This window comes from Pseudomonas sp. Leaf434 (assembly GCF_001425545.1).
In the GTDB taxonomy this organism is placed as follows: Bacteria; Pseudomonadota; Gammaproteobacteria; order Pseudomonadales; family Pseudomonadaceae; genus Aquipseudomonas; species Aquipseudomonas siliginis.
Genome location: NZ_LMQZ01000001.1, coordinates 385,778 through 402,433 on the forward strand (window position 1 = coordinate 385,778; position 16,656 = coordinate 402,433).

Annotated in this window: 16 protein-coding genes; 13 read left to right on the forward strand and 3 right to left on the reverse strand. The window is 60.4% G+C overall.

The window, feature by feature from the left end:
• Positions 1-39 precede the first annotated feature (39 nt).
• The 7 genes from ASG55_RS01650 to ASG55_RS01685 all read left to right on the forward strand — a co-directional run bounded on the left by ASG55_RS01650 (position 40) and on the right by ASG55_RS01685 (position 7,593).
• Positions 40-1,041, forward strand: coding sequence for a response regulator (locus tag ASG55_RS01650; RefSeq protein ID WP_056783156.1), 1,002 nt, complete (start codon positions 40-42; stop codon positions 1,039-1,041).
• Positions 1,042-1,276: 235 nt separating this feature from the next.
• Positions 1,277-2,372 (forward strand): peptide chain release factor 2 gene (prfB, locus tag ASG55_RS26715; protein ID WP_099758102.1). Its coding sequence is split into 2 segments (ribosomal slippage): positions 1,277-1,348 and positions 1,350-2,372, totalling 1,095 coding nucleotides; the frame shifts between segments, so codons are not numbered across the junction.
• Between the two features lie 79 nt (positions 2,373-2,451).
• Positions 2,452-3,954, forward strand: coding sequence for a lysine--tRNA ligase (gene lysS / locus ASG55_RS01665; protein WP_056783157.1), 1,503 nt, complete (start codon positions 2,452-2,454; stop codon positions 3,952-3,954).
• 105 nt (positions 3,955-4,059) lie between these two features.
• On the forward strand, positions 4,060-4,773 hold the full coding sequence (locus ASG55_RS01670) for a TetR/AcrR family transcriptional regulator (RefSeq protein WP_056783159.1): 714 nt from the start codon (positions 4,060-4,062) through the stop codon (positions 4,771-4,773).
• A 185-nt stretch (positions 4,774-4,958) separates the two neighbouring features.
• On the forward strand, positions 4,959-6,209 hold the full coding sequence (locus ASG55_RS01675) for a flavohemoglobin expression-modulating QEGLA motif protein (RefSeq protein WP_166554750.1): 1,251 nt from the start codon (positions 4,959-4,961) through the stop codon (positions 6,207-6,209).
• A gap of 152 nt (positions 6,210-6,361) precedes the next feature.
• Positions 6,362-7,267 carry an alpha/beta hydrolase gene (locus tag ASG55_RS01680; protein ID WP_056783161.1) on the forward strand — a complete coding sequence of 302 codons (906 nt, stop codon included), beginning with the start codon at positions 6,362-6,364 and terminating at the stop codon, positions 7,265-7,267.
• Positions 7,264-7,593 (forward strand): hypothetical protein, encoded by a 330-nt coding sequence (locus tag ASG55_RS01685; protein ID WP_056783164.1) that lies wholly within the window; start codon positions 7,264-7,266, stop codon positions 7,591-7,593. Before ASG55_RS01680 ends, ASG55_RS01685 begins: the two co-directional genes overlap by 4 nt.
• Before the next feature lie 234 nt (positions 7,594-7,827).
• Here the strand turns inward: ASG55_RS01685 and ASG55_RS01690 are convergent, their stop codons facing one another.
• From ASG55_RS01690 to ASG55_RS01700, 3 genes are all read right to left on the reverse strand, one after another.
• Entirely contained in the window at positions 7,828-8,616 is a 789-nt protein-coding gene (locus ASG55_RS01690; protein WP_024011746.1) for an OmpA family protein, read from the reverse strand.
• A gap of 55 nt (positions 8,617-8,671) precedes the next feature.
• A complete protein-coding gene (locus tag ASG55_RS01695; RefSeq protein WP_024011747.1) occupies positions 8,672-9,076 on the reverse strand; it encodes a DUF4398 domain-containing protein in 405 nt (134 codons plus the stop codon).
• 378 nt (positions 9,077-9,454) lie between these two features.
• The gene (locus ASG55_RS01700; RefSeq protein ID WP_016771500.1) at positions 9,455-9,799 is read right to left on the reverse strand and encodes a hypothetical protein; all 345 of its coding nucleotides are present in this window, start codon (positions 9,797-9,799) and stop codon (positions 9,455-9,457) included.
• A gap of 213 nt (positions 9,800-10,012) precedes the next feature.
• On the opposite strand from ASG55_RS01700, the gene ppc reads away from it, so the two are divergent.
• The 6 genes from ppc (at position 10,013) to ASG55_RS01730 (ending at position 16,656) form a co-directional block, all read left to right on the forward strand.
• A complete protein-coding gene (gene ppc / locus ASG55_RS01705; protein WP_056783167.1) occupies positions 10,013-12,643 on the forward strand; it encodes a phosphoenolpyruvate carboxylase in 2,631 nt (876 codons plus the stop codon).
• Positions 12,644-12,943: 300 nt separating this feature from the next.
• Positions 12,944-13,594 carry an adenylate kinase gene (gene adk, locus ASG55_RS01710; RefSeq protein ID WP_056783171.1) on the forward strand — a complete coding sequence of 217 codons (651 nt, stop codon included), beginning with the start codon at positions 12,944-12,946 and terminating at the stop codon, positions 13,592-13,594.
• A 93-nt stretch (positions 13,595-13,687) separates the two neighbouring features.
• Positions 13,688-14,362 (forward strand): tRNA (adenosine(37)-N6)-threonylcarbamoyltransferase complex dimerization subunit type 1 TsaB, encoded by a 675-nt coding sequence (gene tsaB / locus ASG55_RS01715; protein WP_056783172.1) that lies wholly within the window; start codon positions 13,688-13,690, stop codon positions 14,360-14,362.
• Positions 14,363-14,619: 257 nt separating this feature from the next.
• Positions 14,620-14,928: a hypothetical protein gene (locus ASG55_RS01720; RefSeq protein WP_024011752.1), complete on the forward strand. Its 309-nt coding sequence runs from the start codon at positions 14,620-14,622 to the stop codon at positions 14,926-14,928.
• Positions 14,928-15,788, forward strand: a complete 861-nt coding sequence (locus tag ASG55_RS01725; protein WP_056783174.1) for a DUF72 domain-containing protein — start codon at positions 14,928-14,930, stop codon at positions 15,786-15,788. The genes ASG55_RS01720 and ASG55_RS01725 overlap by 1 nt, the downstream gene beginning before the upstream one ends.
• Positions 15,789-15,819: 31 nt before the next feature.
• Positions 15,820-16,656, forward strand: a complete 837-nt coding sequence (locus ASG55_RS01730) for an isocitrate lyase/PEP mutase family protein (RefSeq protein ID WP_056783175.1) — start codon at positions 15,820-15,822, stop codon at positions 16,654-16,656.

Consider the following 16,656-nt stretch of genomic DNA (forward strand, 5'->3'; position numbering starts at 1 on the left):
TCGGCAATCCAGGCCCCCGCAGTACTCAGGTGACCGCTCATGAATGATTTACAGATCGACGACATTAAAACCGACGAAAACGCCGCCATGGTGTTGTTGGTGGATGATCAGGCGATGATCGGCGAAGCGGTGCGCCGTGGGCTGTCGAATCAGGAAAACATCGACTTCCACTTCTGCTCCGACCCGCAGCAGGCCATCGCCCAGGCGGTGCGGATCAAACCGACGGTGATTCTCCAGGACCTGGTGATGCCCGGCCTCGATGGCCTGAGCCTGGTGCGCGAATACCGCAATCATCCGGCGACCAAGGACATCCCGATCATCGTTCTCTCGACCAAGGAAGACCCGCTGATCAAGAGCGCGGCATTCTCCGCTGGCGCCAACGACTATCTGGTGAAACTGCCGGATACCATCGAACTGGTCGCGCGCATTCGTTATCACTCACGTTCCTACATGACATTGCTGCAACGCGACGCCGCGTACCGAGCGTTGCGGGTCAGCCAGCAGCAATTGCTCGACACCAATCTGGTGCTGCAAAGGCTGATGAACTCCGATGGCCTGACCGGGCTGTCCAACCGACGGCACTTCGACGAGTACCTGGAACTGGAGTGGCGCCGTTCGCTACGTGATCAGACGCAGCTGTCATTGCTGATGATCGACGTCGATTACTTCAAGTCGTACAACGACAGTTTTGGCCACGTTGAAGGCGACGAAGCCTTGCGCAAGGTCGCCACGGCGATCCGCGAGGCCAGCTCGCGGCCATCGGACCTGCCGGCGCGCTACGGCGGCGAGGAGTTTGTGCTGGTCCTGCCGAACACCTCGCCCGGCGGCGCGCGGCTGTTGGCCGAGAAACTGCGCCAGACCGTGGCGGCGCTGAAAATTCCGCACAACACGCCGACCGAGGGCTCCAGTCTGACCATCAGCATCGGTCTGGCGACCATGGTGCCCCAGGCGGGCAGTGATTGCCGGCTGCTGATTTCGGCGGCGGATCGCGGCTTGTATCTGGCCAAGAACAATGGGCGCAATCAGGTCGGGATTGAATAACTTTCCTGACAATGCAGTCCCCCTGTGGGAGCGAGCCTGCTCGCGAAAGCGGTTGTGCAGTCGACATTGCCGGCGGCTGGCAGGTCGCCTTCGCGAGCAGGCTCGCTCCCACAGGAGATCGCGTCAGGTCAGAGTCAAGTGAATCACCTCCACACCCGCCAGACGGGCTGCCGCGACAGGCTGTTTACGTTATACTCGCCGGCTTTCAAAAGTTCGCCAACGAGTGCTGCCCGTCATGGAAATCAACCCGATCCTGAACACCATCAAGGACCTGTCCGAGCGCTCCGAAACTATTCGGGGGTATCTTTGACTACGATCAAAAGCATGAGCGTCTGACCGAGGTCAATCGCGAGCTTGAAGATCCGAGTGTCTGGAACAAACCTGAATACGCCCAGGAGCTGGGCCGCGAGCGTGCCGCGCTGGCGCAGATCGTCGACACTCTCGACGAACTGAACGGCGGTCTGGCCGATTGCCGCGACCTGCTGGACATGGCCGTCGAAGAGAACGACGAAGGCGCAGTGGGCGATGTCGTCGCCGAGCTGGCCCGTCTCGAGGAAAATCTGGCCAAGCTGGAATTCCGCCGCATGTTCAGCCATGAAATGGACCCGAACAACGCCTACCTGGACATCCAGGCCGGTTCCGGCGGCACCGAAGCGCAGGACTGGGCCAACATCCTGCTGCGCATGTACCTGCGCTGGGCTGACAAACGCGGTTTCGACGCAACCATCATGGAACTGTCCGCCGGTGAAGTCGCCGGGATCAAGGGCGCGACCGTGCACATCAAGGGCGAATACGCCTTTGGCTGGCTGCGTACCGAGATCGGCGTGCACCGTCTGGTGCGCAAGAGCCCGTTCGACTCCGGCAACCGTCGCCATACCTCGTTCTCCGCTGTTTTCGTCTCGCCAGAGATCGATGACAAGGTGGAAATCGAAATCAACCCGGCAGACCTGCGGATCGACACCTATCGTTCCTCTGGTGCCGGTGGTCAGCACGTAAACACCACCGACTCGGCCGTACGTATCACCCACGTACCGACCAACACCGTGGTCAGCTGCCAGAACGAGCGTTCCCAGCACGCCAACAAGGACACCGCGATGAAAATGCTGCGGGCCAAGTTGTACGAGCAGGAAATGCAGAAGCGCAATGCGGCCTCGCAGGCGCTGGAAGACACCAAGTCCGATATCGGCTGGGGTCACCAGATCCGCTCTTACGTGCTCGATGCCTCGCGGATCAAGGATCTGCGTACCAACATCGAACGCAGCGATTGCGACAAGGTGCTCGACGGCGACATCGACGAATACCTGGAAGCGAGCCTGAAATCCGGCCTGTAACACCCTCTGTGGGAGCGGGCTCGCCCGCGATCCCCAGCCGAAGGCTGGGGGCAACGAACCTGATGGAATACTTAAAGACATGAGCGACCTACAACTCGACCCGCAAGCCCTGCAACAGGAAGAAAACTCCCTGATCGCCCTGCGCAAGGAAAAGCTTGCTGCCGAGCGCGCCAAGGGCAATGCCTTCCCGAACGACTTCCGCCGCGACAACTACTGCGATGCCTTGCAGAAACAGTACGCGGACAAGACCAAGGAAGAGCTGGCAGAGGCTGCAATCCCGGTCAAGGTTGCCGGTCGCATCATGCTCAACCGTGGCTCGTTCATGGTGATCCAGGACATGACCGGGCGCATTCAGGTCTACGTCAACCGCAAGACGCTGTCCGAAGAAACCCTGGCCGCGGTGAAAACCTGGGACATGGGCGACATCATTGCCGCCGAAGGCACCCTGGCGCGTTCCGGCAAGGGCGACCTGTACGTGGAAATGACCCACGTGCGCCTGCTGACCAAGTCGCTGCGTCCGCTGCCGGACAAGCACCACGGCCTGACCGACACCGAACAGCGCTACCGTCAGCGTTACGTCGACCTGATCGTCAACGAAGACGTGCGCCAGACCTTCCGCGTGCGTTCGCAAGTGATCGCGCACATCCGCAGCTTCCTGATGAAGCGCGACTTCCTCGAAGTCGAAACGCCGATGCTGCAGACCATTCCCGGCGGCGCCGCAGCCAAGCCCTTCGAAACTCACCACAACGCGCTGGACATGGAAATGTTCCTGCGTATCGCTCCTGAGCTGTATCTGAAGCGTCTGGTGGTCGGTGGTTTCGAGAAAGTCTTCGAGATCAACCGCAACTTCCGTAACGAAGGCGTTTCGACTCGTCACAACCCTGAATTCACCATGTTGGAGTTCTATCAGGCGTACGCCGATTACGAAGACAATATGGACCTGACCGAAGAACTGTTCCGCGAGCTGGCGCACCTGGTGCTGGGCAGCACCGACGTGCCGTACGGCGACAAGGTGTTCCACTTCGGCGAGCCGTTCGTGCGTCTGTCGGTGTTCGACTCGATCCTCAAGTACAACCCTGAGCTGACTGCCGATGATCTGAACGACATCGACAAGGCTCGCGCCATCGCCAAGAAGGCCGGCGCCAAGGTGCTGGGCTTCGAAGGTCTGGGCAAATTGCAGGTGATGATTTTCGAAGAACTGGTCGAGCACAAGCTGGAGCAGCCGCACTTCATCACTCAGTACCCGTTCGAAGTGTCGCCGCTGGCCCGTCGTAATGACGAAAACCCGAACGTCACCGACCGCTTCGAGCTGTTCATCGGTGGTCGTGAAATCGCCAACGCCTACTCCGAGTTGAACGATGCGGAAGACCAGGCCGAGCGCTTCATGGCGCAGGTGGCCGACAAGGACGCCGGCGACGACGAAGCCATGCACTACGACGCCGACTTTGTCCGTGCGCTGGAGTACGGCATGCCGCCAACCGCCGGTGAAGGTATCGGCATCGATCGTCTGGTGATGTTGCTGACCAACTCGCCGTCGATCCGTGATGTGATCCTGTTCCCGCACATGCGACCGCAAGCGTAAACGTTTCAGTTGAAAAGCCGCCTAAAACAGGCGGCTTTTTATTGCCTGTCTGGTACAAATGTATCAATTGGTTAATTTGCAAATAGCAGAGGAAGTGCTGTCGTGATGGGTGCAATAGCTCAAGAAGGTGCAGCGGGTATCGCCACTGCGGTCGCTGAAAGTGTTCAGTACCAGGGCCGCAAGGCCAGCCGACAGGGCAGTGAGCAGCGTCGCCAGGACATTCTCGACGCCGCGATGCGCATTGTCGTGCGCGACGGCGTGCGAGCCGTGCGCCATCGTGCGGTCGCGGCGGAGGCCGGTGTGCCGCTGTCGGCGACCACGTATTATTTCAAGGACATCGATGACCTGCTCACCGATACCTTCGCCCAATACGTTGAACGCAGCGCGGCGTACATGGCCAAGTTGTGGATCAATAACGAAGGTCTGCTGCGCGAAATGGTGGTCAGCGCCGACGGCAGCCCGGAGTCGCGCTCGCAACTGGCCGATGACATCGCGCGGCTGATGGCCGATTACGTGCACCGGCAACTGATCAACCGCCGCGAGCATCTGATGGCCGAGCAGGCGTTCCGCCAGGAAGCGCTGCTCAATCCGCGTCTGGCCATTCTGGTGCGCTCCCATCAGCAGATTCTGTTGCAGGGCACCTGCCAGTTGTTCCAGGTACTGGGCTCGCGCGAACCACAGCAGGATGCCAAGGTGTTGACGGCGATTATCGGCCGGATGGAATATCAGGGCCTGCTCAACGACGCCGAGCCATTGGCCGAAGAGGACATGCTCGGGATTCTGACGCGGTATATGCATCTGGTGCTGGCGTCGGTCTAGCGTTTCACGCTACACCCTGTGGGAGCGAGCCTGCTCGCGAAAGCACTCTGATATTCAACATCTCCGTTGTCTGACACAGTGCATTCGCGAGCAGGCTCGCTCCCACAGAGGCTAAAAGACTGAGTTTCAGCACGTCACGTTTTCTACAGGAGTTTCGGGTGGACGATTACCAGCAGACGATACGCATGTTGTCCGATCGCATTGTGCTGGCGCAGACGCCGATCCGCGTGCTCGATGCGGTCAAGTGGGACGACAACGTGCGCAAGGGTTTTCTCAAGGCCAAAGGCAAGGAAATGCCGGCGGTGGATCGCGACTACTACCTCAACCGCCCGCTGTCGTTCGATTCGAGCCAGGTCAAACTGGAATTCCAGAACATCGAGCGCGACATCACCCGCCAGCTCGGCCAGTTCAACCCGGTCGGGCAGATCATGCGGCGCATGTGCAAGGAATACCGCATGGTGGTGCGCATGCTCGAAGCGCGCGGCACCGAGGACTTCGGACTGATCTCGCAAGAACTGTACGGCGCGGCGTCCGATGCCTTCCACGCCGGTGACCCGACATTGGCCGACCTCGGCCTGATGATGTCCGACTACCTGAATAACATCGACGGGCGCGGCGATCTGAAGGACGAGCCGAAAATCCTCACCGCCAAAGACGCGGTGCACCTGCTGCAAACCCGACTGAACAAGGTATTCGGTGAGGCCGAAGAAACCATTCGCGTGTTCGAGTCCGACGGCATCGTCGCCGACGCCGCGGCGGGCGCCGACTACATCAAGATCCGCACGGATGCGCTGTTCAACGACCGCGACGTGCGCGCACTGGAAGTCCACGAAGGTCTGGTGCACGTCGGCACTACGCTCAATGGCTTGAACCAGCCTATCTGCACTTTCCTGTCCAAAGGCCCGCCCTCGTCAACGGTCACCCAGGAAGGGCTGGCGATCCTGATGGAAATCATCACCTTCGCTTCTTACCCGAGTCGCCTGCGCAAACTGACCAACCGCACCCGTGCGATTCATATGGTCGAGGAGGGCGCGGACTTCTTGCAGATCTACGAATTCTTCCGCGAGCAAGGTTTCGAGATGGCCGAAAGCTACGGCAACGCTAGCCGGGTTTTCCGTGGCTCGACGCCGACCGGTCTGCCATTCACCAAAGACTTGTCCTACCTCAAGGGCTTCATCATGGTTTACAACTACATTCAGTTGGCCGTGCGCAAGGGCAAGCTCGAGCAGATTCCGCTGTTGTTCTGTGGCAAGACCACACTGGAAGACATGCGAACCTTGCGGCAACTGGTGGATGAAGGGCTGGTGGTGCCGCCGAAATATCTACCGGATCAGTTCCGTGACTTGAATGCGTTGTCGGCGTGGATGTGTTTCTCCAACTTCCTCAACCATTTGAGTCTGGACCGGATTGAGGCGGATTACTCCAATATCCTCTAGACCCAGCACCGAACCCCTTGTGGGAGCGAGCCTGCTCGCGAATGCGATTTCACCTTCAACATTGATGTCGGCTGATACACCGCTTTCGCGAGCAGGCTCGCTCCCACAGGTTTGATTTGTGTTCAGTTCTCTTCTTTGCGAGGTTTCACCGGATGAGAATCCTCGGCATTCTTTGCCTGCTCTTGACCCTCGGCGGTTGCAGTTCGCTGCTGTTCTACCCTGAACCGGGCCAGATCTTCACCCCGGACAAAGCCAAACTCGAATACCGCACCATCACCCTGCTCACCGCTGATGGCTTGAAGCTCAACGCCTGGTGGCTGCCGGCCAAACCTGGCGTCGAGGTCAAAGGCACGGTCCTGCATCTGCACGGCAACGGCGGCAATCTGCCGATGCATCTGGGCGGCAGCTGGTGGTTGCCGAAGAATGGCTATCAGGTACTGCTGGTCGACTATCGCGGTTACGGTTTGTCCGAGGGCAAGCCGAGCCTGCCGGCGATCTATCAGGACATCGACGCTGCGTTTGCCTGGCTCGACAAAGCGCCCGAGGTCAAAGGCAAACCGCTGGTGCTGCTCGGGCAGAGCCTCGGCGGCGCGATGTCGGTGCATTGGCTGGCGCAGCACCCGGAACGGCAAAAACAACTCAAGGCCCTGGTGCTGGATGGCGTGCCGGCCAGTTATCGCAGTGTCGGCCAATTCGCCCTCAGCACTTCGTGGCTGACCTGGCCGTTGCAGGTGCCGCTGTCGTGGCTGGTGCCGGATGGCGACAGCGCGATCAACTCGATGGCGCAGCTGACCGGCGTGCCCAAGCTGATCTTCCACAGCATCGACGATCCGCTGGTGCCGATGGCCAACGGCATTCGCCTGTATCAAGCGGCGCCGCCGCCGCGCGTGTTGCAGCTGACCCGTGGCGGTCATGTGCAAACCTTCGGCGACCCGGTGTGGCGTCAGGTCATGCTGCGCTACCTTGATGATCCCGAACACTTCGACGGCCTGCGCCGCCTCGGCGAAATCCCCAACTATCCGCCGCCCCCGAATTCTGAAGATGAGAGCCCGCAATGAGTGAAGAACGTAATGCCATCCCGCTGATCATCACCGGTATCTGCAGCATCCTCGGCACCGTCGGGGCGCTGTGGTACTACGGCTACCTGCACTTTGCCAAGCCGGAGGATGCGTTGTTGCTCAGCGAATTCACCATGCTCAAGACCGTGCCGGGCGAGGACTACAAAGTCTCGCTGACCCCCGCGCCGCAAGTGGCGCAGTGCATTGATGGTGTGCTGGTGTTGTTTGATACCGAGCAGAAAGGGTTGACCGGTGTGTTGATCAATGGCCAGAAAAAGGCTGTGCGGTGTATGGGCGAAGAGACCCCGCAGAAGCTGGAGGAGTGATTCTGCAGGTTCAGCCCTCACCCTAACCCTCTCCCAGAGGGAGAGGGGACTGACCGAGGTGTTTGTTTAAGCTAAGTCGACCTGATCCATTGCGCCGAACACAAGTTTTGAAAGCGACACAAATCGGCTCCCTCTCCCTTGGGAGAGGGCTGGGGCGAGGGGCTACGATGTCTGCTCCCACAAAAAAGCCCCGCCTGATCACTCAGGCGGGGCTTTTGCGTTACCGGGTGGAGCTTAGTTCGAGCTCACCGAAGAACGCGGTGCTACTGGCTGGTTGTCGTTGGAGATGGTCACTTCCACACGACGGTTCATCGCACGGCCCGAGACGCTGCCGTTATCCGCTACCGGGTATTCCTTGCCATAACCCTGAGCGACGATGCGCGAAGGGTCGACGCCCATCTTGATCAGGGCCATCTGCACGGAAGTCGCGCGACGCTCGGACAGCGACTGGTTGTAGCTCGCGGTGCCGGTGCTGTCGGTGTAACCCTCGACGATCACTTTGCGATCCGGGTTTTCCTGGAGGAATTGCGCCAGTTTGTTGATGTTCACCAAGCCGCTGGATTTCAGATCAGCCTTGTTGGTGGCGAACAGCACGTCACCAAAAGTCACCAGCGTACCGCGATCAGTCTGCTTGGCGTTGAGGCTGTCCTGCAGCTGTTTGATCTGCTGGTCACGGGCATCCAGACGAGCCTGGGCGCGTTGGGCAGCGGCGTTTTTCAGGTTGTTTTCAGCGGTGCGCAGAGCGATGGTCTGCTTGGCCACTTCCACGCGCTGGTTGGTCAGGTAAGCCAGTTGGTCAACCTTGGCTGCATCTTCTTTGTCCAGATAAGCCTTGTCGGCCTTGTCCAGGTAATCGCTGGCGTCTTTGGTTTCCAGTGCCGCGACTTTGCTCGCCTGTGGGTTGGCCTGCAGGCCGGCGTAGTTGGTGCGCGCCTGCTCCAGGTTCGGGTTAGGCGGGGTGGAGCAGGCAGCCAGTGCAACGCTTGCGGCCAGAAGAGCGGGAATCATCAGTTGCTTACGCATAATTTTTCGTCCTTTCTATCGGTAAGAGTTTCAGCTTTGCGGTCGGGATGCGCGCTTACTGCACAGTGCGCTGGCTTTCCTGACGCAGTTCCTGAACACCTTTCTGGGAATCCTTCACAGCCTGTTCGGCCTTGGCGGCCTGAGCCTTGCGTTCCGCGACGCGAGCGTCCCATTCAGCCTGTTCGGACAGGCGACGGGCTTCGTCATACTTCTTGTCGTGCATGGCGATTTCAGCTTGTTTCAGTTTGTCCTGAGCCTGCTTCATTTCCACCGCAGCGAATTCGGTACCGCCAGCGCTGACGGCGCTGTTCACAGCCGATTGGGTCACGGCGTACTGCTCGGTCGGTGGGTTACCGGCGCAACCGGCCAGTACGAAGCTGGTGCCGATGGCCAGAGCGGCCAGTTTCAGACCGCGCAGGTGGGAAAACGAGGTTTGGGTTTTCATGGTCTTCAACTCCATTAGGCATCTCCTGAAAATACAACTGAATCCATCCTGGCAGAGGAGCCGAAAGCATCGCTTGTAGACGCGAATTGAAACGCTCGTTCCAGGCGTGGTTACCTGTTCCGACCGGCGGCATTTTTGAAAAGTTCAGAAAAGATGGCCTATCGCCAAAAATTTAATTGACCGTTTGGACAAGGCTCTGGGACGGGAACTTTGGGGCTTTGGAGCGGTACGCGTGGGTGTAATTTGTCTGTTGATAAACCAATTTGCGAACTGGAATACAGCCTATGTGGGAGCGAGCCTGCTCGCGAATGAGATGTGTCAGTCGGCGCAAATGCTGAATGAAAATCCGCATTCGCGAGCAGGCTCGCTCCCACGGTTTTGATGTGTGTCGAATCAGTGCTTCTGCTTGTTCTCAGCCGAGGACAAATCATGCAGATGCCGCCGCGACAACGCCAGAAAACGCGGCGTCGGGCCGACATCTTCATACAACGGATCGCCTTCCTCATCGGTCGCCACCACTGTTGAACCCTTCACATACGGCAGGCTCGCTTCGAACTCCTCAAGCGCGGCGCCGATCAGCTCACCGAGCAGTTCCTCGGGGTGACGCTTGGGGTACATTTCGGCAATCGCCGCCAGCCTTGCGGCGGCTTCGACGTCCAGATGAATCGTGTAGCCGGTGTCGGTCAGGCGACCTTTGGCGTTTTCTTCCCAATGCTGGGCGAGTTCACGAATTTTCATGATGACCTCATTTAGCGCCTGCTGATGGCAGGCCTGGGTGAGTGTCCGGCAGCGCCGGCGGCGGGCCGTCGTACGGCTTACTGTTGAGACTAGCTTTCGCCGGCAAGGTTTAAAGTCAATTCGTCGCCTGCTTGTAAGAAGCGGCGCAGAGCGGCACTCTCTGGCAAAGCATTCGTTTCTGCGCTGTCCCCGATTACCGCTGGAGAACTGCTGATGACCGATATTGATGCACGCTTGCGCGAGGATGTTCACCTGCTCGGAGAGCTGTTGGGCAACACCATTCGAGACCAGTACGGCGAGGCGTTCCTCGACAAGATCGAGCAGATTCGCAAAGGCGCCAAGGCCGACCGGCGCGGCTCGATGGACGCTGAACTGAGCGCCAGCCTCAATCAATTGAGCGAAGACGAATTGCTCCCGGTCGCGCGGGCGTTCAATCAGTTTCTCAACCTGGCCAACATCGCCGAGCAGTATCAGTTGATCCATCGCCGCGAGGAGTCGCAACCGGCGCCGTTCGAGTCGCGGGTGTTGCCGGAACTGCTCGCGCGCCTGCGCAGCGAAGGCCACAGCGCCGAGTCCCTGGCCCGGCAACTGGCGCGGCTGGAAATCGAACTGGTGCTGACCGCGCATCCGACCGAAGTGGCGCGACGCACGTTGATCCAGAAGTACGACGCGATCGCCGCGCAACTGGCCGCGCAGGATCATCGCGACCTGACCAGCGCCGAGCGCGAGCAGATCCAGAGCAAACTGCAGCGGCTGATCGCCGAAGCCTGGCACACCGAAGAAATCCGCCGCACCCGCCCGACGCCGGTCGATGAAGCCAAGTGGGGCTTCGCGGTGATCGAGCATTCGTTGTGGCAGGCGATCCCCAACCATATGCGCAAGGCCGATCAGGCGCTGTTCGCCGCTACGGGCCTGCGCTTGCCGCTGGAAGCCGCGCCGATCCGCTTCGCTTCGTGGATGGGAGGCGACCGTGACGGCAACCCCAATGTCACCGCCGCCGTCACTCGCGAAGTCTTGCTGCTGGCGCGCTGGATGGCCGCTGATTTGTACCTGCGCGATGTCGATCATCTTGCTGCCGAGCTGTCGATGCAGCAGGCCAGCGATGCGCTGAAGGCCAAGGCCGGCGACAGCGCCGAACCCTATCGCGCGGTGCTCAAGCAATTGCGCGAACGCCTGCGCGCCACACGCAACTGGGCGCATGCCGCGTTGACCGCGCCGACCCCGGCAACCGCCGATGTGCTGCACGACAATCGCGACCTGCTCGAGCCTTTGCAGTTGTGTTTCAACTCGCTGCACGAATGCGGCATGGGCGTCATCGCCGACGGGCCGTTGCTCGATTGCCTGCGTCGGGCGGTGACGTTCGGCCTGTTCCTGGTGCGCCTCGATGTGCGTCAGGATTCGACCCGGCACAGCTCGGCGATGACAGAAATCACCGATTACCTCGGCCTCGGCCGCTATGAGGATTGGGACGAAGAACAGCGCATCGACTTCCTTACCGAGGAGCTGAGCAACCGTCGTCCGTTGCTGCCCGCGCATTTCAAACCGTCGGCGGACACCGCTGAAGTGCTGAACACCTGCAAGGAAATCGCCGCCGCACCCGCTGCGTCGCTGGGCTCCTATGTGATCTCCATGGCCGGCGCCGCTTCCGATGTGCTCGCGGTGCAACTGCTGCTCAAGGAATCCGGCGTACTGCGGCCGATGCGCGTGGTGCCGCTGTTCGAAACCCTCGCCGACCTCGACAACGCCGGGCCGGTGATGGAACGTCTGCTGCTCTTGCCGGGCTATCGCGCGCGTTTGCATGGCCCGCAGGAAGTGATGATCGGCTATTCCGACTCGGCCAAGGATGCCGGCACCACCGCTGCGGCATGGGCGCAATATCGGGCGCAGGAACGACTGGTGGAAATCTGCCGTGAGCAGCAAGTCGAGCTGCTGCTGTTCCACGGTCGCGGCGGCACCGTTGGCCGTGGCGGCGGTCCGGCGCACGCGGCGATTCTGTCGCAACCACCGGGTTCGGTAGCGGGACGTTTCCGCACCACCGAGCAGGGAGAAATGATTCGTTTCAAATTCGGCCTGCCGGACATCGCCGAGCAAAACCTCAATCTGTATCTGGCCGCCGTGCTCGAAGCGACCTTGCTGCCACCGCCGCCGCCGACTCCGGAATGGCGCCATCTGATGGACGAATTGGCGGCGGACGGTGTCAGCGCTTACCGCCAGGTGGTGCGGGAAAATCCGCAATTCGTTGAGTATTTCCGGCAGTCGACCCCGGAGCAGGAATTGGGACGTTTGCCTCTGGGCAGTCGCCCGGCCAAGCGTCGCGCCGGCGGTATCGAAAGCCTGCGGGCGATCCCGTGGATTTTCGGCTGGACCCAAACCCGATTGATGTTGCCGGCCTGGCTGGGTTGGGAGACTGCGTTGAGCAAGGCGCTGGAGCGCGGCGAAGGTGAGTTGCTGGGGCAGATGCGCGAACAATGGCCGTTCTTCCGCACCCGTATCGATATGCTGGAAATGGTCCTGGCCAAGGCTGATGCAGATATTGCGCAGTCCTACGACGAGCGTCTGGTTGAAGCTGATCTGCTGCCGTTGGGCGCGCAGTTACGCGACCTATTGTCGCAGGCATGCACCGTCGTGCTCGGTCTGACCGGGCAGTCGCAGCTGCTGGCGCACAGTCCGGACACCCTCGAATTCATCCGCTTGCGCAACACCTACCTCGACCCGCTGCATCTATTGCAGGCGGAACTGTTGGCGCGTTCGCGGCAGCAGGATATCGAGCAGGGCAGCCCGGTGGAACAGGCGCTGCTGGTGTCTGTGGCGGGGATTGCCGCCGGATTGCGCAATACCGGCTAAGGTTGCTGAGCACCTCTGGCGGCATTTGCGACAAGGGTCGGATGCCGCTTCTCCTGCCGTAGGAAAGTGCCGCGAGGCGACAGTTATTGATGGGGTTGCGACTTGGGTTACCGCGTCGCAAGGTCACGGCGGGCGTCGGTTTCTCCGACTTTTGGCGTCTTGTGTGGGCGCAGCCTGCTGTGTATCTTGATCAGCCTTTGGCCGTTTGTGCGGCCACGACCCGTATTTTCAGGATCCGCCGGTTACGAGCGAATCCTTTGTTTTGTAAAGCTTTTATATAAAAAATTGAGGAGCACATCGATGCGCGTCATTCTGCTGGGAGCTCCCGGGGCCGGTAAAGGTACTCAGGCAAAGTTCATCACCGAGAAATTCGGCATTCCGCAAATCTCCACCGGCGACATGCTGCGTGCTGCGGTCAAGGCTGGCACTCCACTGGGCGTGCAAGCCAAGAGCATCATGGATGCCGGCGGCCTGGTGTCGGATGACCTGATCATCGCGCTGGTCAAGGACCGCATCGCTCAACCTGATTGCGCCAACGGTTTCCTGTTCGACGGCTTCCCGCGCACCATTCCGCAGGCTGAAGCGCTGGTCACTGCCGGTGTCGAGCTGGATGCCGTGGTCGAGATCGCTGTAGAAGACGAAGAAATCGTGCAGCGTATTGCCGGTCGCCGTGTCCACGAAGCCAGTGGCCGCGTTTACCACATCGTCTACAACCCGCCGAAACTGGCTGGCAAGGACGACATCACCGGCGAAGAGCTGGTGCAGCGCAAGGACGATACTGAAGAAACCGTGCGTCATCGCCTGTCGGTCTACCACTCGCAGACCAAACCGCTGGTGGAGTTCTACCAGAACCTTTCCGCCAAGAACGGCGGCAAGCCAAAGTACAGCCACATCGAAGGCGTTGGTTCGGTTGATGCAATCACCACCAAGGTGCTGGCCGCGCTGAGCTGAAAAGTCTGATCGGCTGCATCATCCACGGCCCGCTTGCGGGCCGTTGTTGTTTATACTGACGCACTTTTTCCCACCCCTGTTTTGGAAACATCGATGAGCACCTTGCTGGCCCTGGACACCGCGACTGAAGCTTGCTCCGTTGCCTTGCTGCATGACGGCAAGGTCACGAGCCATTACGAGGTGATCCCGCGCCTGCATGCGCAGAAGCTGCTGCCGATGATTCAGCAATTGCTCGCCGATGCCGGCACCACGCTGCAAGCGGTCGACGCGATTGCTTTCGGCCGTGGCCCGGGCGCGTTTACCGGTGTGCGCATTGCCATTGGTGTGGTGCAGGGTTTGGCCTTTGCTCTGGATCGTCCGGTGTTGCCGGTATCCAACCTTGCCGTGCTGGCCCAGCGTGCCTTTCGTGAACATGGCGCAAGCCAGGTCGCGGCTGCGATCGATGCGCGGATGGATGAAGTGTATTGGGGCTGCTACCGCGAGACGGCGGGGGAGATGCGTCTGGTTGGTGCCGAAGCCGTGTTGCCGCCGGAAGTCGCCGCGTTGCCCGCTGATGCCAGTGGCGATTGGTTCGGTGCCGGTACCGGTTGGGGTTACGGCGAGCGCATCGCGGTCAATCTGAGCGGCTCCGACGCCGGCATGCTGCCCCACGCCGAAGACCTGCTGACCCTGGCGCGTTTCGCCTGGGAGCGCGGTGAGGCGATCCCGGCAGATGACGCGCAGCCGGTTTACTTGCGCGATAAAGTTGCCACCCCCAAAGCCCGCTGATACGACACTTTCTCCTGTGGGAGCGAGCCTGCTCGCGAAGGCTTCTGGTCAGTCAATGCATGTGTTGAATGTGCTGAACCCTTCGCGAGCAGGCTCGCTCCCACAGGTTCGCGGTCACATACAAATATCGCCAATCGTCAGTTTCTGCCCCCTCGCTTAAAACCTTTTGCGCTTTATGTGTTCTAGTTATCACTCGGCGGTTTGCTAAGTCGGTCAAGTGCCGCTAAATTGCCATCATTGATACCGAGCATGACATTATGCGTATAGACGGCGTTTCCACTCAGTCCTACCCCATCAAGCGCAAGCCGCGTAAAGGCAATGCGGCGCTGGATGAGTCCGTCGACATCATCGACGGCGAGCTGGAATTCCCGAGCGAGGAGCAACTGGCTGCTCGCGCCGCGCAAGCCACCGCGCAACGCCTGAGCAACCTGCCTGCCCGTCAACAAGACATGATCTACCACCGCGCGATGAAGAAGAGCGTAGCCATGGCGCTCGCCAGCTACCTGAGCACCGCCGGTTTTGTCGATTGGGACGCAGACGTGCTGGGCCTCGATCTGTATATCTGATGGATCTGCCTTACTACCTCGGTTGCCCGTCCTGGAGCGAAAATGCCTGGCGCGAGTATCTGTATCCGGTAGACGCAAAAACCTCCGACTTTCTCGCTCTCTACTGCCAGGTGTTCAACGCTGTCGAAGGCAACACCACCTTCTACGCCAGCCCTTCGCCAGCCACTGTGCAGCGCTGGGCCGAGATCATGCCGACGCACTTTCGCTTCACTGCCAAATTCCCCGGCGACATCAGCCACAGCGGCGACCTGCGCGAGCAACTGACCGCTGCCGAAACCTTCCTGCACTTACTCAAGCCGTTAGGCGAACGTGTTTCGCCGCTGTGGTTGCAACTGTCGAAAAGCTTCACGCCGCAGCGTCTGCCGGAGCTCGCGGCGTTTATCGATGCGCTGGATTGCCCGCTTGCGGTCGAGGTGCGCAATGAACAGTTCTTCGCCAAGGGCGAGAGCGAGCGTCTGCTCAATCGTCTGTTGCTGGATCGCGGTGTCGAGCGCATCTGTCTTGACCCGCGCGCGCTGTTCAGCTGCTTGTCGACCGAGTCCTCGGTGATCCACGCGCAGTCGAAAAAGCCGCGAGTGCCGACCCGTCCGGCGGCGTTCACCCAGTTTCCGCAGGTGCGCTTCATCGGCCATCCCGAGCTTGAGGCCAACGATGCGTTTCTCGTGCCGTGGGTGGCGAAGATTGCTGAATGGATCGAAGAGGGGCGCACGCCCTACGTCTTTCTGCATACCGCCGATAACCTGTTGGCAGCGAAACTGGCGCAGCGTTTTCACTCCCAACTGATGCAACGTTTGCCTGGCTTGCCCGCGCTGCCTGAGCTATACAGAGAACCCGCCGCCGAGCAGCTTGGCTTGCTCTGAGGCGGGTTTTTTTCTGCCCGGGAGGCCGTCGATGAACGTCCAAGTCAGTCAACAGCAACGCCTCAAAGCCCAAGCCTTCAAAGCCCTGCATGATCGCCAGGGGATCTTCGTCATCCCTAATCCGTGGGATGCCGGCTCGGCGAAGATGCTCGCCGGTCTTGGCTATCAGGCCTTGGCAACCACCAGTGCCGGTTACGCGTTTTCCCAAGGCAAGCCTGATGGCGCGTTGAGTCTCGACGAGACCCTGGCCAATGTCCGCGCGATTGTCGCGGCGACGGATCTGCCGGTGGCGGTGGACCTGGAAAACGGCTTTGCCGATGATCCGGTCGAGTCTGCGCAGAGTCTGTTGCGCGCCGCCGAAGCGGGCGCGGTGGGCGGGTCGATCGAGGACGCTTCGGGCCGTGCGGACGCGCCGATCTATTGCTTCGAACACGCCGTTGCACGGATTGAAGCCGCTGTCGCGGCGGTGCGCACCCTGCCGTTTCCTTTCGTCCTCACCGCTCGCGCGGAAAATTACCTGCACGGCAACCCCGATCTTGACGACACCATTCGCCGCTTGCAGGCATTCGCCGAAGCGGGTGCCGACGTGCTCTATGCGCCGGGTTTGCGCAGCGCCGAAGAAGTGCGCGCAGTGGTGCAAGCGGTGGCGCCGAAACCGGTCAATGTGTTGATGTCTGGCGGTTTGAAACTGACCGTGCAACAGCTCGAGGAACTGGGCGTCCGGCGGATCAGCACCGGGTCGGCACTGGCGCTGGCGGCGTTCGGCGAGTTCTTCCGCGCGGCTGAAGAAATCCACCAGTGCGGCACGTTTGGCTTTACGTCGCAGTCGATGCCGTACGCCAGGGCCAACCAATTCTTCAAGGGCTGA

Excerpts from the sequence above, each read along its gene's own strand:
- ASG55_RS01650 (WP_056783156.1), top strand. The coding sequence starts at position 40 with ATGAATGATTTACAGATCGACGACATTAAAACCGACGAAAACGCCGCC.
- lysS (WP_056783157.1), top strand. The coding sequence starts at position 2,452 with ATGAGCGACCTACAACTCGACCCGCAAGCCCTGCAACAGGAAGAAAAC.
- ASG55_RS01670 (WP_056783159.1), top strand. The coding sequence starts at position 4,060 with ATGGGTGCAATAGCTCAAGAAGGTGCAGCGGGTATCGCCACTGCGGTC.
- ASG55_RS01675 (WP_166554750.1), top strand. The coding sequence starts at position 4,959 with ATGTTGTCCGATCGCATTGTGCTGGCGCAGACGCCGATCCGCGTGCTC.
- ASG55_RS01680 (WP_056783161.1), top strand. The coding sequence starts at position 6,362 with ATGAGAATCCTCGGCATTCTTTGCCTGCTCTTGACCCTCGGCGGTTGC.
- ASG55_RS01685 (WP_056783164.1), top strand. The coding sequence starts at position 7,264 with ATGAGTGAAGAACGTAATGCCATCCCGCTGATCATCACCGGTATCTGC.
- ASG55_RS01690 (WP_024011746.1), bottom strand. The coding sequence starts at position 8,616 with ATGCGTAAGCAACTGATGATTCCCGCTCTTCTGGCCGCAAGCGTTGCA.
- ASG55_RS01695 (WP_024011747.1), bottom strand. The coding sequence starts at position 9,076 with ATGGAGTTGAAGACCATGAAAACCCAAACCTCGTTTTCCCACCTGCGC.
- ASG55_RS01700 (WP_016771500.1), bottom strand. The coding sequence starts at position 9,799 with ATGAAAATTCGTGAACTCGCCCAGCATTGGGAAGAAAACGCCAAAGGT.
- ppc (WP_056783167.1), top strand. The coding sequence starts at position 10,013 with ATGACCGATATTGATGCACGCTTGCGCGAGGATGTTCACCTGCTCGGA.
- adk (WP_056783171.1), top strand. The coding sequence starts at position 12,944 with ATGCGCGTCATTCTGCTGGGAGCTCCCGGGGCCGGTAAAGGTACTCAG.
- tsaB (WP_056783172.1), top strand. The coding sequence starts at position 13,688 with ATGAGCACCTTGCTGGCCCTGGACACCGCGACTGAAGCTTGCTCCGTT.
- ASG55_RS01720 (WP_024011752.1), top strand. The coding sequence starts at position 14,620 with ATGCGTATAGACGGCGTTTCCACTCAGTCCTACCCCATCAAGCGCAAG.
- ASG55_RS01725 (WP_056783174.1), top strand. The coding sequence starts at position 14,928 with ATGGATCTGCCTTACTACCTCGGTTGCCCGTCCTGGAGCGAAAATGCC.
- ASG55_RS01730 (WP_056783175.1), top strand. The coding sequence starts at position 15,820 with ATGAACGTCCAAGTCAGTCAACAGCAACGCCTCAAAGCCCAAGCCTTC.